24 protein-coding genes and 1 pseudogene are annotated in these 23,922 nt (G+C 64.3%); 14 read left to right on the top strand and 11 right to left on the bottom strand.

The genetic code is table 11. The features are described 5' to 3' along the window. Positions 1–2: 2 nt before the first annotated feature. The 3 genes and pseudogenes from ACVISU_RS04670 to ACVISU_RS04680 all read right to left on the bottom strand — a co-directional run bounded on the left by ACVISU_RS04670 (position 3) and on the right by ACVISU_RS04680 (position 2,723). Positions 3–485 (bottom strand): DUF1801 domain-containing protein, encoded by a 483-nt coding sequence (locus ACVISU_RS04670; RefSeq protein ID WP_456706158.1) that lies wholly within the window; start codon positions 483–485, stop codon positions 3–5. 127 nt (positions 486–612) lie between these two features. Beyond that, positions 613–810, bottom strand: a pseudogene (locus ACVISU_RS04675) (catechol 2,3-dioxygenase); the annotation flags it as partial. A 20-nt stretch (positions 811–830) separates the two neighbouring features. Beyond that, positions 831–2,723: a putative bifunctional diguanylate cyclase/phosphodiesterase gene (locus ACVISU_RS04680; protein ID WP_430641488.1), complete on the bottom strand. Its 1,893-nt coding sequence runs from the start codon at positions 2,721–2,723 to the stop codon at positions 831–833. Positions 2,724–3,121: 398 nt separating this feature from the next. Between ACVISU_RS04680 and ACVISU_RS04685 the strand changes: the two genes are divergently transcribed. The 3 genes from ACVISU_RS04685 (at position 3,122) to ACVISU_RS04695 (ending at position 6,157) form a co-directional block, all read left to right on the top strand. Then, a complete protein-coding gene (locus ACVISU_RS04685) occupies positions 3,122–4,873 on the top strand; it encodes an ATP-binding protein (protein WP_157113200.1) in 1,752 nt (583 codons plus the stop codon). A gap of 184 nt (positions 4,874–5,057) precedes the next feature. Then, the gene (locus tag ACVISU_RS04690; protein WP_050404652.1) at positions 5,058–5,636 is read left to right on the top strand and encodes a peroxidase-related enzyme; all 579 of its coding nucleotides are present in this window, start codon (positions 5,058–5,060) and stop codon (positions 5,634–5,636) included. 8 nt (positions 5,637–5,644) lie between these two features. Next, positions 5,645–6,157: an MgtC/SapB family protein gene (locus tag ACVISU_RS04695; RefSeq protein WP_456706159.1), complete on the top strand. Its 513-nt coding sequence runs from the start codon at positions 5,645–5,647 to the stop codon at positions 6,155–6,157. Here the strand turns inward: ACVISU_RS04695 and ACVISU_RS04700 are convergent. Further along, positions 6,118–6,744 (bottom strand): ParB-like protein, encoded by a 627-nt coding sequence (locus ACVISU_RS04700; protein ID WP_050404654.1) that lies wholly within the window; start codon positions 6,742–6,744, stop codon positions 6,118–6,120. The genes ACVISU_RS04695 and ACVISU_RS04700 overlap by 40 nt on opposite strands. A gap of 93 nt (positions 6,745–6,837) precedes the next feature. On the opposite strand from ACVISU_RS04700, the gene ACVISU_RS04705 reads away from it, so the two are divergent. From ACVISU_RS04705 to ACVISU_RS04735, 7 genes are all read left to right on the top strand, one after another. After that, positions 6,838–7,713, top strand: a complete 876-nt coding sequence (locus ACVISU_RS04705) for an ion channel (protein WP_456706160.1) — start codon at positions 6,838–6,840, stop codon at positions 7,711–7,713. A gap of 84 nt (positions 7,714–7,797) precedes the next feature. Then, positions 7,798–8,154 (top strand): hypothetical protein, encoded by a 357-nt coding sequence (locus ACVISU_RS04710; RefSeq protein WP_050404703.1) that lies wholly within the window; start codon positions 7,798–7,800, stop codon positions 8,152–8,154. 181 nt (positions 8,155–8,335) lie between these two features. Further along, positions 8,336–8,635: an acyl carrier protein gene (locus ACVISU_RS04715; protein WP_021081038.1), complete on the top strand. Its 300-nt coding sequence runs from the start codon at positions 8,336–8,338 to the stop codon at positions 8,633–8,635. Positions 8,636–8,644: 9 nt separating this feature from the next. Then, on the top strand, positions 8,645–9,121 hold the full coding sequence (locus tag ACVISU_RS04720) for a 3-hydroxyacyl-ACP dehydratase FabZ family protein (protein ID WP_456706161.1): 477 nt from the start codon (positions 8,645–8,647) through the stop codon (positions 9,119–9,121). Further along, positions 9,114–10,298 (top strand): beta-ketoacyl-ACP synthase, encoded by a 1,185-nt coding sequence (locus ACVISU_RS04725; protein WP_050404657.1) that lies wholly within the window; start codon positions 9,114–9,116, stop codon positions 10,296–10,298. Before ACVISU_RS04720 ends, ACVISU_RS04725 begins: the two co-directional genes overlap by 8 nt. A gap of 27 nt (positions 10,299–10,325) precedes the next feature. After that, positions 10,326–11,603 carry a beta-ketoacyl-ACP synthase gene (locus tag ACVISU_RS04730; protein WP_063695180.1) on the top strand — a complete coding sequence of 426 codons (1,278 nt, stop codon included), beginning with the start codon at positions 10,326–10,328 and terminating at the stop codon, positions 11,601–11,603. Between the two features lie 17 nt (positions 11,604–11,620). Then, positions 11,621–12,556: a lipid A biosynthesis lauroyl acyltransferase gene (locus ACVISU_RS04735; protein ID WP_456706162.1), complete on the top strand. Its 936-nt coding sequence runs from the start codon at positions 11,621–11,623 to the stop codon at positions 12,554–12,556. Positions 12,557–12,686: 130 nt separating this feature from the next. On the opposite strand, the gene ACVISU_RS04740 is transcribed toward ACVISU_RS04735, so the two are convergent. The 7 genes from ACVISU_RS04740 to ACVISU_RS04770 form a co-directional block, all read right to left on the bottom strand. Then, positions 12,687–13,757, bottom strand: coding sequence for a polyamine ABC transporter substrate-binding protein (locus tag ACVISU_RS04740; protein WP_456710756.1), 1,071 nt, complete (start codon positions 13,755–13,757; stop codon positions 12,687–12,689). 45 nt (positions 13,758–13,802) lie between these two features. Then, complete coding sequence (locus ACVISU_RS04745) at positions 13,803–14,972, bottom strand: aminotransferase (RefSeq protein ID WP_050404660.1); 1,170 nt, start codon at positions 14,970–14,972, stop codon at positions 13,803–13,805. An 8-nt stretch (positions 14,973–14,980) separates the two neighbouring features. Then, a complete protein-coding gene (locus ACVISU_RS04750) occupies positions 14,981–15,310 on the bottom strand; it encodes a rhodanese-like domain-containing protein (protein WP_016848419.1) in 330 nt (109 codons plus the stop codon). Positions 15,311–15,446: 136 nt separating this feature from the next. Next, positions 15,447–17,372, bottom strand: a complete 1,926-nt coding sequence (locus ACVISU_RS04755) for a potassium transporter Kup (protein ID WP_456706163.1) — start codon at positions 17,370–17,372, stop codon at positions 15,447–15,449. A gap of 155 nt (positions 17,373–17,527) precedes the next feature. Continuing rightward, positions 17,528–19,459 carry a potassium transporter Kup gene (locus tag ACVISU_RS04760; protein ID WP_456706164.1) on the bottom strand — a complete coding sequence of 644 codons (1,932 nt, stop codon included), beginning with the start codon at positions 19,457–19,459 and terminating at the stop codon, positions 17,528–17,530. Between the two features lie 112 nt (positions 19,460–19,571). Continuing rightward, complete coding sequence (locus tag ACVISU_RS04765) at positions 19,572–20,402, bottom strand: OmpA/MotB family protein (protein ID WP_050404662.1); 831 nt, start codon at positions 20,400–20,402, stop codon at positions 19,572–19,574. 28 nt (positions 20,403–20,430) lie between these two features. Next, positions 20,431–21,204 (bottom strand): motility protein A, encoded by a 774-nt coding sequence (locus tag ACVISU_RS04770; RefSeq protein WP_050404663.1) that lies wholly within the window; start codon positions 21,202–21,204, stop codon positions 20,431–20,433. On the opposite strand from ACVISU_RS04770, the gene ACVISU_RS04775 reads away from it, so the two are divergent. From ACVISU_RS04775 to ACVISU_RS04790, 4 genes are all read left to right on the top strand, one after another. Continuing rightward, entirely contained in the window at positions 21,203–21,421 is a 219-nt protein-coding gene (locus tag ACVISU_RS04775; RefSeq protein WP_157113201.1) for a hypothetical protein, read from the top strand. The two genes, ACVISU_RS04770 and ACVISU_RS04775, sit on opposite strands and share 2 nt — an antisense overlap. Positions 21,422–21,477: 56 nt before the next feature. After that, the gene (locus tag ACVISU_RS04780) at positions 21,478–22,458 is read left to right on the top strand and encodes an NADPH:quinone oxidoreductase family protein (RefSeq protein ID WP_050404664.1); all 981 of its coding nucleotides are present in this window, start codon (positions 21,478–21,480) and stop codon (positions 22,456–22,458) included. A 750-nt stretch (positions 22,459–23,208) separates the two neighbouring features. Beyond that, positions 23,209–23,397: a hypothetical protein gene (locus ACVISU_RS04785; RefSeq protein WP_456706165.1), complete on the top strand. Its 189-nt coding sequence runs from the start codon at positions 23,209–23,211 to the stop codon at positions 23,395–23,397. Positions 23,398–23,683: 286 nt separating this feature from the next. Then, complete coding sequence (locus ACVISU_RS04790) at positions 23,684–23,917, top strand: hypothetical protein (protein WP_050404666.1); 234 nt, start codon at positions 23,684–23,686, stop codon at positions 23,915–23,917. Positions 23,918–23,922: the final 5 nt, after the last annotated feature.

A 23,922-nucleotide genomic window follows, 5' to 3' on the forward strand; every position in this document is an offset into this window, starting at 1 on the left:
TCTCACATCCGCTCGCCGGGCAATCGACTGGCTTGCTTCACCCAGGCGGTGAACCGGGCTTCGTCGATCTCGTCGTTCTCATGAATGTCGAGATAGCGCATGTGCTGCTGCTTGGACTCGCCGGGCGGCATCGGACACAGCGACGCGCCGCGAAAGAACGCGACTTTGACGTAGCGCGTGAAGACATGGATGCCGAGGAACCAACCCTCACCGTCCATGCCGTAGAGCGGCGAGTTCCACTTCACTGCCTTATGCACGCCAGGAACGGTGCGCACGATGAGTGCGTCAAGCCGGTGTCCGACGTCGCGCTTCCATCCCGGCATCGCAGCGATATAGGCTTGCACCGGAGCGTCGCCATACCCCTTTGCGATCTGCGGATTGCCGCCTGCCAGCAGGCGCGGCTTTGCAGCCCCTCGCTTCGCAGTTTTCCTCTTTGCGCTCTTTTTCGCGCCTTTCGCCGACGTCCTGGGCGTCTTGCCAGCCATCGTGCCTGCTCCCATCGATCCACGTGTCGCGCAGCTTCGCTCGAAGCCGGATCATATCGACGATGCGCGCATGTTGTCGTCATCGACCGCGGGCGTTCGCGGCGGCGTATCGACGCGCGCGATCTGCCTAACCGGCCACCGGCGGCGTGCCGTGGGTGTGGAACGACCCGATCGTCTTCAACCCCCTGGTCTGGCCCCTCTTGCGCTCCTCCTCGGTCCAGACGATCGGCTTCCAGTCCGGCGCCAGGATCAGGCGCGCGCCGGCGTTGGCGACCTCGACACGGTTGCCGCCGGGTTCATCGACATACAGGAAAATCGCATATTGAAAGCGGCCGAGGCCGGCGGTCAGGCGACCGAAACGGCCCTCTCGCGATGCGACGACAGGAGCTTGCGGATCTCGAGATCCGGCACCGGCCGGCTGAACAGATAGCCCTGCATCTCGGTGCAGCCGAGGATGCGAAGCAGATTGCGCTGCTGCTCGGTCTCGACGCCCTCCGCGGTCGTCGTCATGTCGCTCGCGGCGGCAATGTTCACGACGGCCTGGACGATGGTGGACGACGCACCGGTCCCGGCGAGATCCTTGATGAAGGCGCGGTCGATCTTGATCTTGTCGAAGGGGAAGCGCTGCAGATAGCTCAGCGACGAATAGCCGGTGCCGAAATCGTCGAGCGCGATGCGGACGCCGAGCTCGCGCAGCTGATGCAGGACATCGAGCGCCGCGTCGTCGTCGCGGATCAGCACGGCTTCGGTGATCTCGAGCTCGAGCCGCGCAGGCGCGAGCCCCGACGCTGCGAGCGCGGCGGCGACGTTCAGCGCCAGCGTCTGGCTCTTGAACTGAATCGGAGACACGTTGACCGCGACGTTGATGTGATCGGGCCAGTTCACCGCTTCCCGGCACGCGGTGTTGAGCACCCAGTGCCCGAGATCGTTGATCAGGCCGGTGTCCTCGGCGACCGGGATGAAATCGGCGGGCGAGATGGTGCCGCGTTCCGGATGCCGCCAGCGCACCAATGCCTCGCAGCAGCTGACCTTGCCGTCCTCGAGATGGAGCAGCGGCTGATAGTGCAGCTCGAAGCTGCTGTCGGCGATGGCCTGGCGCAATTCCAGTTCGAGGCTGCGCCGCGCCTTGGCGCGCGCATCCATGCCGGTTTCGAAGAACCGGTAGGTGCGGCGGCCGTCGTTCTTCGCGCCATAGAGCGCGAGGTCGGCGTTGCGCAGCAATTGATCGAGGTCGAGGCCGTCGGCGGGCGCAACGGCGATGCCGATGCTGGCATCGGTGGTGATCAGATGCCCGCTGCAATCGATCGGCTGGCGGATCGCCTGATAGATCGCTGCGAGGAGTTGCATGGTCTCGGTCTGATCGCGGACGGCGGTCTGGATCACGGCAAACTCGTCACCGCCGAGCCGCGCCGCGACATCGGTTTCACCGACGCAGCTGCGCAGCCGATCGGCGATTGCGCCAAGCAGTTCGTCGCCGATCTGATGGCCGAGCGCGTCGTTGACGCTCTTGAACTCGTCGATGTCGATATACATCACCGCAAGTTGCTGATCCGGCCTGATCGTTTTCAGCGCCTGCTCCAGGCGCTGGCGGAACAGGACACGGTTGGGCAGATCGGTGAGCGCATCGTAGTGCGCCATGTGGGCGATCTTGTTTTCGGTGCGCGCGCGATCGGTGATGTCCTCGATGGTCGCCACCCAGCCGCCTTCCGGCAGCGGCTTGTTGACGATCTCGATCGCGCGCCCGCCCGGCGCCTGCGTCAGCTGCCGCGTAGCCCGGCCGAGCTTCACGTTGCCGATGATGGCATCGCAGAAATCGTCGACGTCGCCATCGAACGAGCCGGTCTGCTGCCGGTGCGCGATCAGCTGCTGCATGGTGCTGCCCGGTTTCGCCACGTCGGGCGACAGCCCGAACATCTCGATGTAGGGACGGTTGCAGATGATGATGCGCGCCGAGGCATCGTACAGCACGAGGCCCTGCGGAATGTTGTTCACGGCGGTCATCAGATTGCGACGTTCGGCGGCGAGTCGCGCGTCGGAGACTTCGTGCCGCTTCAGCAACAGGAAGACGATCACGGCCATGATCGCGAAGGCCGCCATCAGCAGGCCTTCGCGCTCGCTCCACTGCGCGGTCGCGCTTCCGAACAGGCTGCCCACCAGCAGGCCGGCACAGAACGCCAGCCCCTTGGTCGTGCCGGCGTCGGCATTTCCTGACGATGAATTGCGGTGTTCGATGCGCACGCTGATCTCTCCCGAGCGCGGCATCGTTACGCAGCACTGATGGAAAGGTCGTTACAACTCGCAGTTAGCAATCGGTTACACGATACCTGGAGACAGAACAGAACACATCCCGCCGAAACTCCCGTAAGCCTACGGAGCCGCCGATGCCCTCCACGGAGATGGTGAATCCCGCCTTAACGGAAAAAGCCGCAAAACAGGCCCGGCTGTGCCGGAAAGCGACGATTTCGCCGCCGATGCACGCGACGACACGCAATCTCGCGGCACGATAGAAACAAATCGTCACCGGGAAAGTGTAGATTTAGCCGATGTGCACCCCCGGCGATTTAACGGTTTTTCCAAACCCGGGCGCGCATATTGGTCCGGACATTTAGATTTTGCCAACTAGCCAGGCTGGAACTGTGACATCCTTCGGACGTGTGATCTCTGTACGCGGCTCGCAGGCCCGGGTTGGGCTGCTGGCCGGCGGCCAGATGCAGCTATCAGAAATGCGCGCGACCGTCGGCCGGTTCGTCAGCATCCGCTGCGCGAGCTCGGTCATCGTCGCCATGATCACCGAAGTGTCGTGCGAGAATCTGGCGGCGTCCGACGAATACATGGCGACCGCCTCGGTCGACCTGCTCGGCGAAATTCTCGGCGGCGACCGCCCGAAGTTCCAGCGCGGTGTCACGCACTATCCGACCATCGGCGACAGCACCGACCTGATCACCAACCAGGAGCTGCGCACGGTCTATGCGCCGAGCGGCTCGGACCAGATCAATGTCGGCACGCTGCAGCAGGATCGTTCAGTGATCGCCTATGTCGACGTCGAGGAAATGTTGTCCAAGCACTTCGCGGTGCTCGGCTCGACCGGCGTCGGCAAATCCACCGGCGTGTCGCTGCTGCTCAACGAGATCCTGAAGTCGCGGCCGAACCTGCGCATCTTCCTGCTCGACGTGCACAACGAATACGGCCGCTGCTTCGGCGAGCGCGCGCAGGTGCTCAACCCGCGAAACCTGAAGCTGCCGTTCTGGCTGTTCAACTTCGAAGAGATCGTCGACGTGCTGTTCGGCGGTCGGCCCGGCGTGCCCGAAGAGCTCGACATCCTCGCCGAAGTGATCCCGATGGCGAAGGGCATCTACACCCAGTACCAGAACTCCGACCGGGTCGGTCTCGGACTGAAGCGCATCGACCCCAAGCAGGTCGGCTACACCGTCGATACGCCGGTACCCTACCGCCTCGTCGACCTGATCTCGCTGATCGACGAGCGCATGGGCAAGCTCGAGAACCGCTCCTCGCGCATCATCTATCACAAGCTGATCTCGCGCATCGACGCGGTGCGCAACGATCCCCGCTACGCCTTCATGTTCGACAATGCCAATGTCGGCGGCGATACCATGGCCGAGGTGATCAGCCATCTGTTCCGCCTGCCCGCCAACGGCAAGCCGATGACCATCATGCAGCTCGCCGGCTTCCCCGCCGAAGTCGTCGATTCCGTGGTGTCGGTGCTGTGCCGCATGGCGTTCGATTTCGGGCTGTGGAGCGACGGCGTCTCGCCGATGCTGTTCGTCTGCGAGGAAGCGCACCGCTACGCCTCCGCCGACCGCAACATCGGCTTCGGGCCGACCCGCAAGGCGGTGTCGCGAATCGCCAAGGAGGGCCGCAAATACGGCGTCTATCTCGGCCTGATCACCCAGCGTCCGGCCGAGCTCGACGCCACCATCATCTCCCAGTGCAACACGCTGTTCACGATGCGGCTCGCCAACGACCGCGACCAGGCGCTGCTACGCTCGGCGGTGTCGGATGCCGCCGCCAACCTGCTGTCATTCGTACCCTCGCTCGGCACCCGCGAGGTGCTGGCGTTCGGCGAAGGCGTGGCGCTGCCGACCCGGCTGCGCTTCAAGGAGGTGCCGCCGCACCAGTTGCCGCGCGGCGAGGCCACCATCGCGACGGTGCCGTCGGTCACCGCCGGCCATGACATGCATTTCGTCAGCGCCGTGCTGGAGCGCTGGCGCGGCGCCACCTCGCATCGCGATTCGCCGAGCGGCGATGCCAACTTCAACGCTCCGGCGGCACCGCCGCGCACCATGGCGCCCGCCGAGGCGCCGATGCTGCAGCCGTCAATGGGCCTCGATCCGGACCGCTTCTCGCTCCTCAAGAAGCCGCTGCGCTAAAGCGCGATCATCGTCGCGCTTTAGCTCCTTGTTTGGGCATGATCTCGTCGGAAAACCGCTTCACACTTTTCCGGATCATGCCTTAGCATCACCATGGCAGGGCGCCGATGCGCCTTGCGCCCAGGCCGTCATCCACTATGGTTTCGCGTGACGCCGCGTCCCCGCGGCACGCCGGAACCATCTCATGACGCAGCCGACCGCAAAACGCTTCCCGACGCCCGCTCTCGACAAGCTCCCCGAGGACGTCCGCACCCGCATCCTGGCGGTGCAGGAGAAGTCCGGCTTCGTGCCGAACGTATTCCTCACGCTGGCCTACCGCCCCGACGAGTTTCGCGCCTTCTTCGCCTATCACGACGCGCTGATGGAGAAGGACTCCGGCCTCTCCAAGGCCGAGCGCGAGATGATCGTGGTGGCGACCAGCGCCGCCAACCAGTGCCAGTATTGCGTGATCGCCCATGGCGCGATCCTGCGCATCCGCGCCAAGAACCCGGAGATCGCCGACCAGATCGCAGTCAACTACCGCAAGGCCGACATCACGCCGCGGCAGCGCGCGATGCTCGATTTCGCGATCAAGGTTAGCCGCGCGGCCGAGGAAGTCTCGGAGGCGGATTTCGCGGCGCTCGCCGCGCACGGCTTCAGCGACGACGACGTCTGGGATATCGCCGCGGTCGCGGCCTTCTTCGCGCTCTCGAACCGGCTTGCGAACGTCACCGGCATGCGGCCGAACAGCGAATTCTACATGCTCGGCCGGCAGCCGAAATAGAGGACGCCTTGGCAGACTGGAGCGAGATCATCCTGCGTCTCGGCGCGGCGACGCTTGCCGGCAGCGCGATCGGGCTCGACCGCGACCTGCGCGGCAAGCCGATCGGCCTGAAGACGCTCGGCCTCGTCAGCCTCTCGACCGCGACCGTCGTGCTGCTGGCCTTGCATGGGGTCGATCCCGGGAAATTCACCGATGCGGTCAGCCGCGTGATTCAGGGCGTGCTGACCGGGATCGGCTTTCTCGGCGCTGGCGTGATCGTCCGGCGGGGCGACCGTTTTCACGTCCACGGCCTGACGAGCGCCGCATGCGCGTTCTTCGCCGCATGCGTCGGGATCGTCTGCGGCGCCGGACATTGGCCGATCGTGCTCACCGCGCTCTTGCTGGCATTTCTGCTGCTGACCTTCGGCAAGCGGACCGAGCGGTGGCTGCACCACGCGCTCGGCGGCAAAGAGGACCAGAACGGACCGGAGACCGCGCCCGGTCAGTCGTCGGATGCCGGTCCGCACCAGCCGGGCAGATAGACCGCTCCCCCGCTGCGACCCAGCGCCAGCCCCTTCTCCAGCGCCTTGGCGAAATTGTTCTCCACCGTCTTGCGCGGGATGTGGCGGCGCAGGAAATCGGCCCACAGGAATTCGCTGAACGGCGTCGTGTCCTTGGCGAAGCCGCCGGCCCGGCGCATCTCGCCGGCCAGACTGCGGAACGGATCGTCCTTGAGATCCTTGATCGACTTCGGAATGTCCTTGAAGTGGCAGCGCTCGCCCTTGGAGTTGTAGGGATAGACCCAGCGCTTGTTGTCCATTACGCCCCAGAACACGTCACGCTCGACCATCGTGAGATCGCCGATCACCGTGACCAGGATGTCCTTGACGCCCTCCTCGTGCAGCGCTCGCGCCATGTGATGATGATCGACCACGTAGTAGCGATCGTCGGGACCATGCACCACCGGGATCATGTGCTTGCCGAGCAGCTCGGCGCGCTTCTTGTCCGAACTGTGCTCGCGCCAGCGCTTCCGCTTCTCCTTCACCTCATGCATGCCGACCGTCATCTGGGTCGGCCGCAACGACAGGATCGGGACCGGTTTGACGTAAGGCTCGCGCGTATGGGCCATGATATGCACTCCCGTTTGACCGGCACTCCGGAATGGGTTCCATTATGACATGATGTCACAGGCAGGCGGAAGAGCCGGTTCGACGGAATGGCATTGAGAGCAAGCGAACGCGCGAAGGCGCGCACCATCCGTCTCGGCAACCGCGAGGTCGTGACCGAGGGGCTGGAGCTCAGTTTCTGGGCAGACATCAGCCATCGTTGCATGACAGCATCCTGGCCCGCCTTTATTGGCGGTGCAGCAATGGTGTTCATCAGCTTCAACGCCGTCTTCGCCTTGTTGTATTGGCTCGGCGATCATCCGATCGCCAACGTGCCTGACGGCCAATACGTCGACTACCTCTATTTCAGCATCGAGACGCTCTCGACCGCGGGCTATGGCGACATGCACCCGCAGACGCACTACGGGCACTTCATCGCCACGATCGAACTCTTCACCGGTATCTTCTCGATGTCGCTGATGACCGGGCTGATCTTCGCCCGCTTCTCGCGGCCGAGCGCGCGGCTGCTGTTCGCCGACAATCCCGTGATCTCGGACCATGAGGGCCAGCTCACGTTGATGATCCGTATGGCCAACGAGCGGCACAACATCATCGCCAACGCCACCGCGCGGCTGTGGCTGTTCAAGAACGGCGTCAGCAAGGAAGGCATGCCCTACCGCCGGTTCTACGAACTGCCGCTCCTGCGCAGCGAGAGCCCGGCGCTGGCGCTGAGCTGGACCCTGTTTCATGTGATCGACCAGGACAGTCCGCTCTACGGCCTCGACGCCGCGGGCCTGGAAGCCGTCAATGCCGGGCTCGGCCTCATCGTGTCGGGCTATGACGACGTTGCAGCGCAAAACGTGCACGCGCGAAAATCCTACGAGCATGTCGACATCCGCTTCGGCCATCGCTACGCCGAGATCCTGCAGGCGACCGACGACGGCCGGCTGCGGATCGACTACAGTCGGTTCCACGAGACCATCGAAGGATAAATACCACCTCTGCGCGCATCATGATTTGTGTGAAGCGCAGCGAACGTGCTAGACATGAGCGGCGACGCGACCGGACTGACAACAGTGAAGACGCAGCGGCCAATTTCCTCGGATGACGAGCACGTGGTGCTCAAATTCCGGCCGCGTACCTCGGCGCAGCCACCCGGCAAGCGCGAGGAGCCGGTCCGATCGGCCCGCCCGGCTTCCATAGCTCCTGTTTCAGTCGCCAACGACCTTTCCCGCTATGAGAAGCCGCGCGAGGAGCCGGATGATTTCCGTCAGCGCATGCTCGCCAACATCGCCGCCTTCGCCTTCACCGTGGCGCTCACCGCGATCGGCATCTGGCTCGCCATGAGCATCGCCGATTTGCGCAAGACCCAGGATTGCGTGCTGATGGGACGCCGGGATTGCGCGAAGATTACGGTGGTGCCACGCGGCTAGGCGAGCTGGAACCGTACCCAAAAACCGTCCTCGCCAGCCCGGCCAAGCTCCATTGAACTAACGGCCCTGCTCCGATATACGGGCACACGACTCCGGCAGCAGCAATCAGGCAATCCGGGGCACCGCGCCCGCCTCCTCCGAGCCGACCCGGAATTACCTTCAATATATCAAAGGCTTAATGATGTCCTCCACATTCGAGCAGATCGCCAACATTATCGCGGAGACCTGCGACATCCCGCGCGATACGATCAAGCCGGAGAGCCACGCGATCGACGATCTGGGGATCGACAGCCTCGACTTCCTCGACATCGCCTTTGCCATCGACAAGGCCTTCGGCATCAAGATGCCGCTCGAGAAGTGGACCCAGGAGGTCAACGACGGCAAGGCCACGACGGAGCAGTACTTCGTGTTGCAGAATCTCGCCGACCGCATCGACGAGCTGGTTGCGGCCAAGAACGCGGGCACGGGCTCAGCCTCGTAATCGCCCATCATGCAGCTTGAAACTTTTCAGCTGATCGATCGGATCGTCGACCTCAACCTCGACGCAAGGACCATTGTCGTCGAGGCGGATGTCCCGCCGGACAGCCACTCGGTGTTCGCGGGGCACTTCCCGGGCTATCCGATCATGCCCGGCGTGCTGCTCACCGAAGCAATGGCCCAGAGCTCCGGCTGGCTGATCCTCGGTCTCACCAAGTTCGAGCGCATGCCCTTCCTCGCCATGGTCAAGGAAGCCAAGATGCGTGGCTTCGTTAGCCCCAGCTCGACACTGACGATCGAAGCCAAGATCGAACACGAAGGTTCAGGCTTCACCGTGACCTCGGCGAAGGTCCGCGTCGGCAAGGAGCTCAAGTGCAACGCCGAGCTGACCTTCCGTCATATCCCCTTCCCAAGCCCCGACTTGCGTGTGCACATGGATGCGCTCGCCAACAAGATCGGGTTTCCGCTGCAGGCAATGAGTAATGGCTGAGAAGGAAGTCTGGATCACTGGCATCGGCCTGCTCTCCTCGCTCGGCGAAGGGCTGGACGCGCATTGGCAGGCGCTCGGCGAAAGGCGCGTCAATGCCGACGACACGCGTCTCGCGCCATATGTGATCCATCCGATCGCCCCCGTGAGCTTCGACGCCCAGATCCCCAAGAAAGGCGATCAGCGTCAGATGGAGATGTGGCAGCGGATCGGCACCTACGCCGCCGGGCTGGCGCTCGATTCCGCCGGTGTCAAAGGCGATCAGGAAATCCTGTCGCGGATGGACATGATCATCGCAGCTGGTGGCGGCGAGCGTGACCTCAATGTCGACCTCGCGATCATGAACGCCGATGCGCAGGGCAAGCTGCCGCCGGCCCTGCTCAACGAAAAGCTGATGAACGAGCTGCGCCCGACGCTGTTCCTGGCGCAGCTCTCGAACCTGCTCGCCGGCAACATCGCGATCGTTCACGGCGTGTGCGGGACGTCGCGCACCTTCATGGGCGAGGAAGCCTCGAGCATCGACGCCGCGCGGATCGCCGTCGCGCGCATCGGGGCCGGACAGAGCGACATCGCGCTGGTCGGCGCGGCCCATAATGGCGATCGCGGCGACCTCTTGATGCTCTATTCGTTCGGCGACTTCGCCCTGAAGGATCAATACGCGTCGGTGTGGGCCCGCCGAAACAACCCGGGCTTCGCCATCGGCTCTGCCGGCGCCTTCCTGGTGATGGAATCGCGCGAGCACGCCGAGGCGCGCGGCGCCAAGCCCTACGCCAAGCTGACCAAGGTGGTCGCCGACCTTGCCAAGCGCAAGCAGCCCGGCGCAGTGACCAAGTCGCTGCAGGCGATGTGGCCACAGCTCGGGGTAAGCAACGACAACGCCGTGCTGATCACGGGCGCGACCGGCGCCGAGCCTGCGACCGCAGAGGAGCGCGAATTCCTCGGGCAGCATCCCGGCCTTGCCGTCCGCGCCACCGGAACGACCTTCGGGCACACCATGGAAGCCCAGTTCCCGCTCGGGCTGGCGCTCGCCGCATTGTCGATTTCCCGCGGCGCGCTCTATCCGGCCAACGACCCGACCGGGCTGGAGGTTGAAAAGACCGGGGCGCCAACCCAGATTGTCGTGTTGGGGGTCGGCCACTGGCAGGGCGAAGGCATGGCACTGGTCGAGGCCGTCAAGTAATTCGGCGCAAGCACCGACGGGGACACCATGACAGCACCACGCGATAAATTCGGCCGACCGATCGTCGTCGTGACCGGCATGGGAATCGTGACGTCGCTCGGCGGCGGCAAGACCGACAATTGGAAGCGCCTCACCGCCGGCGAGTCCGGCATCAAGACCGTGACACGCTTCCCGCTCGACAGCCTGAAGACGACGATGGCAGGCGCCGTCGATTTCGTCACCGTCGACCCGTTCTCCTCGACCAGCCTGTCGCAGCGTCTCGCTGAGATCGCGACCGAGGAGGCGCTGGAGCAGTCCGGCATCGGCAGCAAGGGCGACTTCCCCGGTCCGCTGTTTCTCGCGGTCGCGCCGATCGAAACCGAATGGCCGCAGCGGCTCGAGGTCGCGCGCGAGGTTCCGACCAAGGACTTCGGCATCATCGAGTATCTGGCGACCTGCAGCGGCGGCAAGTTTGCGCACTTCCACCGGCGCTTCACCTTCGGCTCGGTCGCGCTCAACCTCGCCGAGACCTTCGGCACCAAGGGGTCGCCGATCTCGCTCTCGACGGCTTGCGCGTCCGGCGCGACCGCGATCCAGCTCGGTGTCGAGGCGATCCGCCGCGGCGAAACCGACGCCACGCTGTGCGTCGCGACCGACGGCTCGGTCAATCCCGAAGCCATGGTGCGCTTCTCGCTGCTCTCGGCTCTCTCGACCCAGAACGATCCGCCGCAGGGCGCCTCGAAGCCGTTCTCGAAGAACCGCGACGGCTTCGTGATGGCCGAAGGCGCCGGCGCGCTGGTGCTGGAGAGCTATGAGGCCGCGATGGCGCGCGGCGCCCGCATCCTCGGCGTCGTCGCCGGCTGCGGCGAGCTCACCGACTCCTTCCATCGCACCCGCTCCGCTCCGGACGGCAAGCCGGCGATCGGCTGCGTGCGCAAGACGCTCGCCGACGCCGGCATGGAGCCCGAGCAGATCGATCACATCAACGCGCACGGCACCTCGACGCCGGAAAACGACAAGATGGAATATCTTGCGACCTCCGCGGTGTTCGGCGAGCACACCAAGAACATTCCGGTGTCGTCGAACAAGTCGATGGTCGGCCACACCATCTCGGCTGCAGGTGCGGTCGAGGCGATCTTCTCGCTGCTCACGCTGGAGCATCAGCGGATTCCGCCGACCATCAACTACGAGGTGCCGGATCCCGCGATCCCGTTCGACGTGGTCGGCAACAAGGCGCGTGACGCCAAGGTGACCGCCGTGATGTCGAACTCGTTCGGGTTCGGCGGGCAGAACGCTTCGCTGATCCTGACACGCGAGCCGGCCTAGCGCCCTCGCCTCATCAGATGAAACGCCTGCTCCTTCGCGCCCGAGCGCATCTGCGTGATGCCGCAAAGCCCGTGACCGATGCGGCGATCGGCGGGCTGACGACCGGTCTGTTGCGGACCACGCGCTATTTCGATCCGGACAAGACCGCAAACTTCTTTGGCCATGCCGCGCATTTCATCGGCCGCCGGCTGCGTGAGGATCGCATCGGCCGCGAGAACCTCAAAGCCGCCTTCCCCGAAAAGTCGCCGCAGGAGATCGAAGACATCCTGATGGGGGTCTGGCACAACCTCGGACGCATCGGCGCTGAATTCGCGCACATCGACCGCATCTGGGACCACGATCCCCGGAATCCCGACAAGCCGGGTCGCGTCGAATTCTCGGAGCGCAGCAAGCAGCTGTTCGACCAGTTGCGTGACGACGGCAAACCGGCCTTGTTCTTTGCCGCACATCTCGGCAACTGGGAGCTCTCTCCGATTGCCGCGGCGGCACACGGGCTCGATGCGACGATCCTGTTCCGGCGCCCCAACATCGAAGCCGCCGACCGTGCGATCGAACGCATCCGAGCCGTCAACCTGGGCACGCTGGTGCCTGCCGGTCGTGACGCGCCGCTCAAGCTGGCGCAGGCGCTTCAGCGCGGCCAGCACGTCGCGATGCTGGTCGACCAGTATTTGACCAACGGCGTTCCCGTCACCTTCTTCGGCCGCAAGACCACCGCCAATCCGCTGCTGGCGCGCCTGCGCCGGCAGATCGACTGCCCGATCCACGGCACGCGGATCATCCGCCTGCCCGACGGTCGCTTCCGCGGCGAGGTCACCGAGGAAGTGAAGCCGGTGTTCGATGCGACCGGCGAGATCGACATCCAGGGCACGATGCAGGCGATCACCGACATCGTCGAGGGCTGGGTCCGCGAATATCCCGATCAGTGGCTCTGGCTGCACCGGCGCTGGCGGTAGGCTAGCGGTAGCCTTACCCCGTCATTGCGAGGAGCGAAGCGACGAAGCAATCCATGCTTCAACGATCGCGGCGATATGGATTGCTTCGCTGCGCTCGCAATGACGGCTCATCCCGCAACAGCTTTTCGCGTCACTTCCCGGTCTTCACCCGCGTCCACAGCCGGTTGATGATCCGCTGCGTCGCCGGATCGCGCGCCGTGATCACGAACAGCTTCTTCTGCACCGCCTCGTCGGGATAGATGTTCTTGTCGTTGAAGATCTTCGGATCGATCAGCTTCTGGCTCGCCAGATTGCCGTTGGCGTAGGACAGGAAGTTCGAATTCTTCGCCGCGACCTCGGGACGGTAGAGGTAGTTGATCAGTTCATAGGCCTCAGCGACGTTCTTTGCATCCGCCGGAATCGCCAGATTGTCGAAGAACATCTGCGCGCCCTCCTTCGGGATCGTGTAACCGATCTCGACGCCGCCGTTGGCTTCCGCCGCCCGGCTGCGCGCCTGCATGATGTCGCCCGACCAGCCGACCACAAAGCAGATCTCGCCCGAGGCCAGTGCGCTGAGATACTCGGACGAGTGGAATTTGCGCACATAGGGCCGGATCTTGATGACGAGGTCGGCGGCCTTCTCGAGATCCGTCTGCTTGGTCGAGTTCGGGTCGAGGCCGAGATAGCTCAGCGCCGCCGGCAGGATGTCGTCGGCGGAATCCAGCATGTGGACGCCACAATCCTTGAACTTGGCGAGGTTCTCCGGCTTGAACACCATGTCCCAGCTGTCGATCTTCGCGCCGGGCCCGAGGATCTTCTCCGCCATCTTGACGTTGTAGCCGATGCCCGTGGTGCCCCACATGTAGTTGGCGCCGTAATTATTGCCGGGATCGTAGGTCGCGAGCTGGCCGGTCACCACGGGCCACGCATTGGCGAGGTTTGGCAACTTCGACTTGTCGAGTTTCAGAAACACCTTGGCGGTGATCTGGCGTTGCAGGAAATAACCGGTCGGCACCACGACGTCGTAGCCCGACTTGCCCGCGAGCAGCCGGGTCTCCAGCGTCTCGTTGGCGTCGAACGTATCGTAGACGACCTTGATGCCGGTTTCCCTGGTGAAGTCCTCGAGGACATCAGGCGCCATGTAGTTCGACCAGTTGTAGAAGTTGACCGTGCGCTCCTCGGCGCCGGCGGGCGCAGCGAACAACAGAGCCGTGGCGATCATACCTGCGAGGCTGACGAGACGACGGCTCTGCTTCTGCATTCTGGTCTACCTCTTGCGACGATGCACGGCGTCGGCGAGCCGCTCCAGCGCGGTGTCGAGCGTCGAATCCTTCTTGGCGAAACAGAAACGGACCACCGACGTCACCGCATCCTGCTCGTAAAACGCCGACACCGGAATGGCCGCGACCTTGTAATCCTGCACAATTCGCCAGCAGAACTCCGCGTCGGTCTCGTTGAGTCCGAGCGGCGACAGGTCGACGGTGAGGAAATAAGTCCCCTGCGACTTCAGCACCGGAAAGCCGATGCTCTCCAGTCCCTTGGTCAGGCGGTCACGGCTCCGTGCCATGTCCTTGCGCATCTCGAGGAAATAGTCGTCCGACTTGTTGAGTCCGTACGCCACCGCCGCTTGCAGATTGGGCGCGGTTGTGAAGGTGAGGAACTGGTGCACCTTGGCGGCGACACGCAGCAGCGGCGGCGCGGCGCAGACGAAGCCGATCTTCCACCCCGTCAGCGAGAAGATCTTGCCGGCGCTGCCGACCTTGATAGTGCGATCGCGCATGCCGGGAATCGTGATCAGCGGGATGTGCTCGCGGCCATCGAACACGACATGCTCCCAGACCTCGTCGCAAATCGCGACCACGTCGAACTCCTGGCAATACCGCGCCAGCAGTTCGAGGTCCTCGCGCGGATAGACCACCGCCGCGGGGTTGAGCGGATTGTTGAACAGCACCGCCTTGGTCTTGTGGTTGAAGACGCTGCGCAGCATCTCCTCGTTCAGCCGCCAATCCGGCGGCTCGAGCCGCAACAGCCGCGGGATGCCCCCGGCCTGGCGGATGATCGGCAGGTAGGAATCATAGACCGGCTGGAAGCACACCACCTCGTCGCCCGGCTCGACCACTGCGAGGATCGAGGAGGTCAGCGCCTCGGTGCCGCCGGAGGTGACCATCACCTCGGTCATCGGATCGAGCTTGAGCCCGTGCCAGTGGCCGTAATGCGATGCGATTGCCTGACGGAGTTCCGGGATGCCCATCATCGACGGATACTGATTGTAGCCGTTGATCGACGCATCCGCAGCGGCGCGGCGGATGTCTTCCGGTCCTGGATCGTCGGGAAAGCCTTGTCCGAGATTGATGGCGTTGTTGTCGCGCGCAGCCTGCGACATCGCCTCGAAGATGGTGACGGGAAGGTCCGCGAAGACCTTGTTCATGGAGGTCATGTCAGGGATCAGCCGCCCGTCTTGGTGGGCAATCCCGCCGCCTTCCAGCCGATGATGCCGCCCGCCAGATGCTTGTCGTAGGGCAGGCCCGCGGCCTGGGCGGCGAGCGAAGCCGTCACCGAGCGCTTGCCGGAGCGGCAGGCGAACACCACCTGCTTGCCCTGCGGATCGGGTATGGCGGCCGGATCGAACGTCGACAGCGGCACGACGACGCCATCGGGATAGGCCTCGACGGCGACCTCGTTGGGCTCGCGGACGTCGACGAGGAGATAGCGGCCTTCCGCTATGCCCTTCGACACCTCGTCCGGAAACAAATCTTCCACCTTGTGGTCCGCCACGGAAATATCCTCCCGACTTATTCGATGGGCGAGCGTCGCGGCTCGCCGGTCCGGGCCGCAAAGTCGCCTCTTGCGCGGAGAAAATCAAGCGCCCGAAACGGGTTAGATGCCGCGCGGAAACGCTGGATCGTGGACCCTAGATCGTGACTTGCGTACCGACCTCGACCACCCTCCCGGTCGGGATCTGGAAGTAGTCGGTGGCATCGTTCGAGGAACGGCTCAGCGCGATGAACAGATGGTCCTGCCAGCTCGGCATGCCCGAATGCGCCGCCGGCTTCAGCGCGCGCCGGGACAGGAAGAACGAGGTCGACATGATGTCGAACTGCCAGCCGAGCTTGCGGGCGATTGCCAGCGTCTTCGGCACGTTCGGCTGCTCCATGAAACCGAACTTCAGCGTCACCTTGGAGAAAGTCTCGGTCAGCTGCTCCATCCGCACCCGCTCGGACGGATCGATGCGCGGCGTCGGCGCGGTCTCGATGGTCAGGATGACGTTCTTCTCGTGCAGCACCTTGTAATGCTTGAGGCTGTGCATCAGCGCGGTCGGCGCGCTGATGGGATCGCTGGTCAGGAATACCGCGGTCCCGGAGACGCGCTGCGGCGGCCGCTTCTCCAGCATCGCGACGAGATCGGCGAGCGGGAATTCCAGCTTGCGCGACTTCTCGAACAACAGCCGGCTGCCGCGCCGCCAGGTGTACATCACCACGATCATGGCCCCGCCGAGCGCAAGCGGCACCCAGCCGCCCTCGAACACCTTGAGCAGGTTGGCGGCCAGGAACGTGATGTCCAGGAACAGGAACGGCGCGACCAGCGCCGCGGCGGCGATCGGCGACCAGCGCCAGACCTTCCAGATCACCACGAAGCCCATCATCGCCGTCACCACCATGGTGCCGGTCACCGAGATGCCATAGGCCGACGCCAGCGCGCTCGACGAGCGGAACATCAGCACCAGCACGATCACAGCGATGAACAGCAACCGGTTGATGCGCGGCATGTAGATCTGGCCGGAATGCGCCTCCGAGGTGTGGCGGATCTCGAACCGCGGCAGCAGGCCGAGCTGGATCGCCTGCCGCGTCAGCGAGTATGCGCCGGTGATGACGGCCTGGCTTGCGATCACGGTCGCCATGGTCGCAAGCGCGACCATCGGGATCAGCGCCCAGTCCGGGAACATCAGGAAGAACGGATTCTCGATGCCCTTGGGATCGCCGATCAGAAGCGCGCCCTGCCCGAGATAGTTCAGCGCCAGCGACGGCAGCACGATGAACAGCCATGCGGTCTGGATCGGGCGTTTGCCGAAATGGCCGAGGTCGGCATAGAGCGCCTCGGCGCCGGTCACGGCGAGGAAGACGGCACCGAGGGTGATGAAGCCGATCACGCCGTGATGCAGCATGAACGACACCGCCAAGATCGGGTTGAACGCGTACAGCACCTCGGGATGCCGCACGATCTGCGGCAGCGCCGCGATCGCGATCACGGCGAACCAGACGCACATCACCGGGCCGAAGAACGCCGCGACGCGCGCGGTGCCGCGCGACTGCACCGCGAACAAGGCGACCAGGATCACCACCGTGAGCGGGACGACATAGGGATCGAATGTCGAGGTGACGAGTTTGATGCCTTCGATCGCCGACAGCACCGACAGCGCCGGCGTGATGACGGCATCGCCATAGAACAGCGCGCCGCTGATGATACCGAGCAGCACGATCGCGGCAGCGCCCTTGGTGGCCGCGCGCTGCGCCAGCGCCATCAGCGCCAGTGTGCCGCCCTCGCCGTTGTTGTCGGCACGCAGCAGGATCACGACATATTTCAGCGTCACGACAACGATCAGCGCCCACAGGATCAGGCTGAGCACGCCGAGCACCGCATGCGCCGTCACGGCGCCCTCGCCGCCGGCAGCCGCGACCACGGCTTCGCGCAGCGCGTACAGCGGGCTGGTGCCGATGTCGCCATAGACCACGCCGATGCTGCCGAGCATCAGCGCCTTGAAGGTGGCGGTTGAATGCGCCTCGCCATGGCCATTTGCCGCGGGCGTTTCCGCCGCGGTGATCGCACTCTCGGATGACATGGGAAGCTGCGCCTCTATCTTCTGCCGCACTGCACAATGCCGGGTTGCAGGCCTATACTCCCGGCAGGAATGCATAGGTTAGCACGGATTCAGGCCTCCACCATGCGCACCACGCATAGATGAGGGCTTTTTCAACGCCGGAATTCGTTGTCAGCTCAAATAGTTACCTGGGTACCCACTTCAACAACCCTGCCGGTGGGAATCTGGAAATAGTCGGTCGCATCGTTGGCAGACCGGCTCATCGCGATGAAAAGGTGGTCCTGCCACTGCGGCATCCCGGACTGGGCGGACGGCTTCAGCGACCGACGCGACACGAAGAACGAGGTCGCCATGATGTCGAACTGCCAGCCGAGCTTGCGCGCGACCGCGAGCGCCTTCGGCACGTTCGGCGATTCCATGTAGCCGAAGCGCAGCCGCACCGCGGTGAACTTGTCGCTGATCTTTTCCATGGTGACGCGCTCCGACAGGTCGACGCGCGGTGTCGGTGCGGTCTCGATGGTCAGGATCACGTTGTGCTCGTGCAGCACCTTGTTGTGCTTGAGATTGTGCAAGAGCGCGGTCGGCACGAAGCTTGGGTCGCTGGTCAAGAACACCGCGGTGCCCTTGACGATATGCGGCGGCCGCTTCTCCAGACTGTGGATCAGGTCGCGCAGCGGCACCTCGATGCGGCGGGTCTTGGCGATCAGGATCGCGGCGCCGCGACGCCAGGTCCAGATCATCGTCGCCATCACGACGCCGAACAGCAGCGGCACCCACGCGCCCTCGAACAACTTCAAGAGATTGGCGCTGAAGAAGGTCATGTCGACGATCACGAAGGGCAGGATCAATGCGGCGGCCGACGCCACGCGCCAGTTCCACAGCTTCCAGATCACGATGAAGCCCATGATGCCGTCGGCGACCATGGTGGTGGAGACGGCGATGCCATAGGCCGAGGCCAGCCCGCTCGAGGTGCGGAACAGCAGCACCAGCAGCAGCACGCCGAGCAGCAGCAGCCGGTTGACCCGCGGCAGATAGATCTGCCCTGCATGGGTCTCAGAGGTGTAGCGGACCTCGAAGCGCGGCAAGAGCCCGAGCTGCACCGCCTGGCTGATCAACGAATAGGCGCCGGTGATCACCGCCTGGCTCGCGATCACGGTGGCAGCAGTGGCGAGCCCGACCAGCGGCAGCAGCAGCGCGTCGGGCACCATGCGGTAGAACGAGTTCTCGATTGCCGCCGGATCCGACAGCACCAGCGCGCCCTGCCCGAAATAGTTCAGCAGCAGCGACGGCAGCACGAAGAACAGCCAGCCGGACTGGATCGGCTTGCGGCCGAAATGCCCGAGATCGGCATACAGCGCCTCGCCGCCGGTCACCGCGAGGAACACCGCGCCGAGCGTCACCAGGCCGACGGTGCCGTGGGTCAGCATGAACTGGATCGCATAATAGGGATTGATCGCCGCCAGCACCGACGGATCGTCCATGACGTGGACCAGCCCCATCACCGCGAGCGAGGCGAACCACAGCACCATCACCGGGCCGAAGGCGGAGGCGACGCGCGCCGTGCCGGTGCGCTGTACCGAGAACAGCAGCACGAGGATCAGGATCGTCAGCGGCACCACATAGTGCTCGAGATGCGGCGTGGCGAGCTTGAGGCCTTCGACCGCCGACAGCACCGAGATCGCCGGCGTGATCATGGAATCGCCGATGAACATCGAGGCGCCGACCACGCCGAGCGCGAGCAGCGGCCAGCTGCGCCGTCCGATCGCGCGCTGGCCGAGCGCCATCAGCGACAGCGTGCCGCCCTCGCCGTTATTGTCGGCACGCAGCAGCAGCAGGACATATTTGGCGGTGACGACGGTGAACAGCGCCCACAGGATCAGGCTGAGCACGCCCAGCACCATGATGCGGGTGACCGGCTGGCCATGCGCGGCGCCGCCGACTGCCTCGCGGAATGCGTAGAGCGGCGAGGTTCCGATATCGCCGAACACCACTCCGATGCTGCCGAGCGTCAGGGCCCAGAAGCTGGAGGTGCCTTGGCCTCTGCTACCGGTTCCTTGGCTCGTGCCTTGAGTTTCCTGGGCCTCGGTGGGTGAGACGCTGATAGCCATGACGAGGTTGGAACGCCCGATCAGTTGATTTTGATCCGCGCGGCTATCGACGCTTCCGCCCCGCCTGTCAACCGAGCAACCGGGCCGACAGCGGTAGCAGGGTAACCCGGAGCTACGGCTTCAGATCCGGCGGCAGTGGCGGATTTTCGCGCATCAACGTGATGGTCACGCGACGGTTCGCCGGAAGCGTCGGGTCGTCGGGAAACAGCGGCTGGCTATCCGCCTTGCCGGAAACCGCGAAGATGTGGGACGGCGGCAGCCCTTCCCGCTCCAGGATCTGCCGCACCGCATTGGCGCGGTCCGCGGACAGGTCGAAGGCGTCGTAATCGCTGCGCGCCGGCACGAAGCCTGCGGCCGTATGCCCCACGATCGCGACCCGCAGCGGCGTCGCCTTCAGCGGCGCGGCGAGCTTCTGGATCAACCGGCGGGTGCGCTCATACGGCTCCCGGGAGCCGTCGGCAAACATCGAGCGGCCGTCCTGGTCGACGATCTCGAGGTTGAGCCCCTCCTTGGTCTCCTCGAACATGATGTTCTTGGATATCTCGGTCAGCTCCGGCATGTCCTGCAGCGCCTGCCGCAGCGAGGCGGAGGCGAGCGCGAATTCGCGGTCGATCTTCAGCCGCGCGCCGTTGATCTGGCTGCGCTCCTTCTCGTCCGGCGTCGGATTGGCGGAGGACTCTTCCGGCGAGATGTGCTCGACATTCTTCAGCTTCGGCCGCGTCGGCAGACCGTCGGACTCGACGATTCCCGAATAGCGCACATTGGTCTGCACGCCGAAGGCATCGCGCATCGAGCCGGCGACGATCTTCAGCTTGTTGTTGTCCATGGTGGAGAACGCGACGAGCATCACGAAGAAGCTCATCATCAGGCCCATCAGGTCGGCGAAGGTCACGAACCAGCCGTGACCTCCGGTATGGGCGTCGCCGCGCTTCTTCTTGGCCATCGCTGCGTTTCCCGAAAGCGCCGGCCGGTCAGGCCGGAACCGGCTCGCCTTCCTCGTGGCGATGCTTTTCCGGCAGATAGGCCAGCAGCATCTCGCGCACCAGCGCCGGGCTCTTGGAATCGCGGATCATCAGGATGCCGTCGATGATCAGCGTGCGGTTGGTCTCCTCGTCGAGCAGCTTGCCGTGCAGCTTGTCGGCGATCGGGAGGCAGAACAGGTTGGCCACCAGCGCGCCGTACAGCGTCGCGAGCAGCGCGGTCGCCATGAACGGGCCGAGCTTGGACGGGTCGGTCATGTTGGCGAACATCTGCACCATGCCGATCAGCGTGCCGATCATGCCGAAGGCCGGCGCGCAGTCGCCGATCGCGCGATAGATCTTGCTGCCCTCGTCGAGGTGCATCAGGAAATTGTCGCGGTCGCGCTCCATGTTGTCGCGGATGAATTCGAGGTCGTAACCGTCGGCGACGTAGCGGATGCCCTTGGCAAGGAACGGCTCGTCGGTCTCGACCTTCTCCAGGCCCACCGGGCCCTGCTTGCGGGCGATCTCGGCGATGCGGGCGAGCTCGTCGACGAGGTCGCGGGCCGACAGCCGGCTCATGGTGAAGGCAAACTTGGCACCGAGCGGCAGGCCGTGCAGCATCACGCCGAGCGGAAAGCGGATCATCGTCGCCGCGATCGAGCCGCCGAATATGATGATCACGGCATGTTCGGAGATGAACATGTGCAGGTCGCCGCCCATGAACATCATCACCGCGATGACGATGATGCCGGCCAACAGCCCGGCGCCTGTCATGATATCCATGAAAAACTCCAACGCGAACGCAACCCGCCTGTCCTGGACGGCGCGCAGCCCAAAGCGGGCCGCGTGGAAAAACCCTATCGTTAATGCCATTAAGGACGCGTTACCGAATTTGGTAGGGATAACAACGGGTAAACGCCGGTCTTTTCGCGATGTCGTTGAAGATGCTGGATTTCCGCAGCTGACGCCGGCGCTGCTTGCGAAAAAGCTCTCCCCGTAGAACAACGGACATGGGATAGGTTCGGCCAACGGAAACGAACAAGCGAGCAGGACAGAATGAAGGCGGTCGTCGTCGAGCAATACGCACCCATCGATCAGATCGGGCTGAAAGAGATCGCCACCCCCGAACCCGGCCCCGGACAGATCCGCGTCCGGGTCCACGCCGCCAGCATCGGCTTCGTTGACGGATTGAAGGTCGAAGGCCGCTACCAGACCAAGGATACCCTGCCCTTCACGCCCGGTGCGGAATTCGCCGGCGTAGTCGACGAGGTCGCGAGTGACGTCACCGGCATCACGCCGGGCATGCGGGTGATGGGCGCGGCGCGCTCGGGCGCACTCGCCGAGTCCATCGTGGTGCCGCCCGCCGCCGTCGAGGTCATGCCCGACGGTCTGTCGATGGAGGCCGCCGCGGCCTTTCGCACCAACTACCTCACCGCACTGTACGCGCTCGCCGAGCGCGGCTCGCTCAAGGCCGGCGAGCAGTTGCTCGTGCTCGGCGCCGCCGGCGGCACCGGCATCGCCGCGATCCAGGTCGGCAAGTTGCTCGGCGCGCGCGTCGTCGCCGCCGCCTCGACGGACGAGAAGCGCAGTTTCGCCGCAAGCTTCGGCGCCGACGCTGTCGTCGACTATACGAAGCCCGATTGGCGCGATGCGCTGAAGGACGCAACCGGCGGCCATGGACCCGACGTGATCTTCGATCCGGTCGGCGGCGAGGTTTCGCTGCAGGCATTCCGCTCGATCGCCTGGAACGGCCGCCATGTCGTGGTCGGCTTTGCGGCAGGCCAGATCCCCGCTCTGCCGTTCAACCTGCCGCTGTTGAAGGGCGGCCTCCTGATCGGCGTCGACGCCGCGCAGATCGCGCGCCGCGAACCCGAGGCGCAGGCGCGCGTGATGACGCAATTGTCGGCATGGTTGAATGACGGCAGCCTGACGCCGGTTGTCGGCAAGGTGTTCGAGCTCGAAGATTTCCGCGCGGCGTTCACGACGATGCAGACCCGCGCAGCGCTCGGCAAGATGGTGGTGCGCATCGGACAGTGAGAGAGGCAGAAGCCTCATCCTCGCTGTCGTCCCTGCGAAAGCAGGAACCCATAACCACAGGGTTGCGTTGTTGACATGAGTTGTAGCCACAGCTCTGCAATCCAATTCGCATTCCTGGCTACGGGTCCCGGCTCAAGCCCGGGACGACACTGAATTTGTTGCACGGTCTGTGAGTCACACATTCGCATTCTCGCGACATGAGTTGCCCGAGTCTTGCTCTTCGTTTCACCCTCTTCTCTCGCAGAGGGCGCAGGGAAAGCCGGGTGCCGATCGCACCCATGGGCCCCGTGCAATAGGTAGAAAGCACGGGGGGTAGGACCACAGGTGTAACCGGAAACAACCCGGCTTTCCCTGCGCGATGGGCTACGGCTTACTTCGTGCTCTCCCCGGCGAGACTGGGCTTTTTTTGTCACCGTCTTCGCAACGCGCGACCTGCGCAATCGGAAAAGACACCTGCCGTTAGGGCGTCAGGACCACACGACTTCACCGTCCGCTTCATGCGCATTCGTCGACTGCGCACGACCGCGTCCACCGCATCTCGACCCGCGTTCGTGACGACCGCGAAGCGCCCCTCGTGTCGGGTGAGACGGGCGTATTGAACATCTGAGTTGGGTGCGGCGTCAAGTTAAATTCTGAAAAGCCGAATGACCCAAGTCGAGGATTCGGGGCCGGGGACAAACTTATCAAACGTTATTGTCGCCGGAATCCGCGCCACCTACCGTTTGCCGAAAACGGCGATGGGGAGAAAAAATGCAGGACATGCTGACGCATCTGGAGAAGCTTCGCACCGATGCCGCGGAGTGCGCCCTGATCCGCGACCTTGCCACGGACATCCGGAAGCGCGAATTGTTCACTAAGCTCGCCGAGCATCTTGCGGCCCTCGCTGCGGAGGTCGAGAAGGCCATCGCCGCAGCTGGCAAGGGGGACGAAGCCGTCTAGTGCGGGGCGGACCGGCTGGGGTCACCCGAGCGCGCAGCCCAATACTGCGATTTCGGATCGCAGGAACCAACACCGCCACGCCGCATTATATTCACCCATCGGTTGAGAGGTAATATGCCGCCCGTATCGGTATCAGCGCCGATCCTGTAGCATCCCTGTCCGCCGAAGAGCCAATTAACCGTCATCTGCTGTATTTAAGGATTCCTCCCTTGGCACTTTTTGCATATCGAACATCCAGCGCCACGTCCCGATCGTGCGGGCAAAGCATCGTGGCCTGAGACGCGGGATGAAGACGGACAAGGCCATCTGGTACGTGTCGTTCGCCGTGAGGAGCCCTGAGGCCGGACACCACCGCGTCGCGCGCCAGACCCGCACCTTCACGACCGAGCAGGAAGCCAGGGCGTTTGCGCGCACCCTGCTCGAACAAACTCAGGACGTCAGCGCCGGAACGATTAATCCGCACACGCCGAGACGCGTGATCGCACCGGCTGCGATCACGGCCTGGGCCGGCGAGAATTGAGGTCA

The organism is Bradyrhizobium sp. USDA 4452, from assembly GCF_054063575.1.

Bases quoted from the DNA above. Each gene is read 5' to 3' on its own strand.
- ACVISU_RS04790 (WP_050404666.1), top strand. From the start codon at position 23,684: ATGAAGACGGACAAGGCCATCTGGTACGTGTCGTTCGCCGTGAGGAGC.
- ACVISU_RS04700 (WP_050404654.1), bottom strand. From the start codon at position 6,744: ATGGCCCATACGCGCGAGCCTTACGTCAAACCGGTCCCGATCCTGTCG.
- ACVISU_RS04745 (WP_050404660.1), bottom strand. From the start codon at position 14,972: ATGACCTCCATGAACAAGGTCTTCGCGGACCTTCCCGTCACCATCTTC.
- ACVISU_RS04755 (WP_456706163.1), bottom strand. From the start codon at position 17,372: ATGTCATCCGAGAGTGCGATCACCGCGGCGGAAACGCCCGCGGCAAAT.
- ACVISU_RS04780 (WP_050404664.1), top strand. From the start codon at position 21,478: ATGAAGGCGGTCGTCGTCGAGCAATACGCACCCATCGATCAGATCGGG.
- ACVISU_RS04715 (WP_021081038.1), top strand. From the start codon at position 8,336: ATGTCCTCCACATTCGAGCAGATCGCCAACATTATCGCGGAGACCTGC.
- ACVISU_RS04785 (WP_456706165.1), top strand. From the start codon at position 23,209: ATGCAGGACATGCTGACGCATCTGGAGAAGCTTCGCACCGATGCCGCG.
- ACVISU_RS04775 (WP_157113201.1), top strand. From the start codon at position 21,203: ATGAAAAACTCCAACGCGAACGCAACCCGCCTGTCCTGGACGGCGCGC.
- ACVISU_RS04670 (WP_456706158.1), bottom strand. From the start codon at position 485: ATGGCTGGCAAGACGCCCAGGACGTCGGCGAAAGGCGCGAAAAAGAGC.
- ACVISU_RS04760 (WP_456706164.1), bottom strand. From the start codon at position 19,459: ATGGCTATCAGCGTCTCACCCACCGAGGCCCAGGAAACTCAAGGCACG.
- ACVISU_RS04765 (WP_050404662.1), bottom strand. From the start codon at position 20,402: ATGGCCAAGAAGAAGCGCGGCGACGCCCATACCGGAGGTCACGGCTGG.
- ACVISU_RS04720 (WP_456706161.1), top strand. From the start codon at position 8,645: ATGCAGCTTGAAACTTTTCAGCTGATCGATCGGATCGTCGACCTCAAC.
- ACVISU_RS04770 (WP_050404663.1), bottom strand. From the start codon at position 21,204: ATGGATATCATGACAGGCGCCGGGCTGTTGGCCGGCATCATCGTCATC.
- ACVISU_RS04740 (WP_456710756.1), bottom strand. From the start codon at position 13,757: ATGATCGCCACGGCTCTGTTGTTCGCTGCGCCCGCCGGCGCCGAGGAG.
- ACVISU_RS04730 (WP_063695180.1), top strand. From the start codon at position 10,326: ATGACAGCACCACGCGATAAATTCGGCCGACCGATCGTCGTCGTGACC.
- ACVISU_RS04690 (WP_050404652.1), top strand. From the start codon at position 5,058: ATGACGCAGCCGACCGCAAAACGCTTCCCGACGCCCGCTCTCGACAAG.
- ACVISU_RS04735 (WP_456706162.1), top strand. From the start codon at position 11,621: ATGAAACGCCTGCTCCTTCGCGCCCGAGCGCATCTGCGTGATGCCGCA.
- ACVISU_RS04725 (WP_050404657.1), top strand. From the start codon at position 9,114: ATGGCTGAGAAGGAAGTCTGGATCACTGGCATCGGCCTGCTCTCCTCG.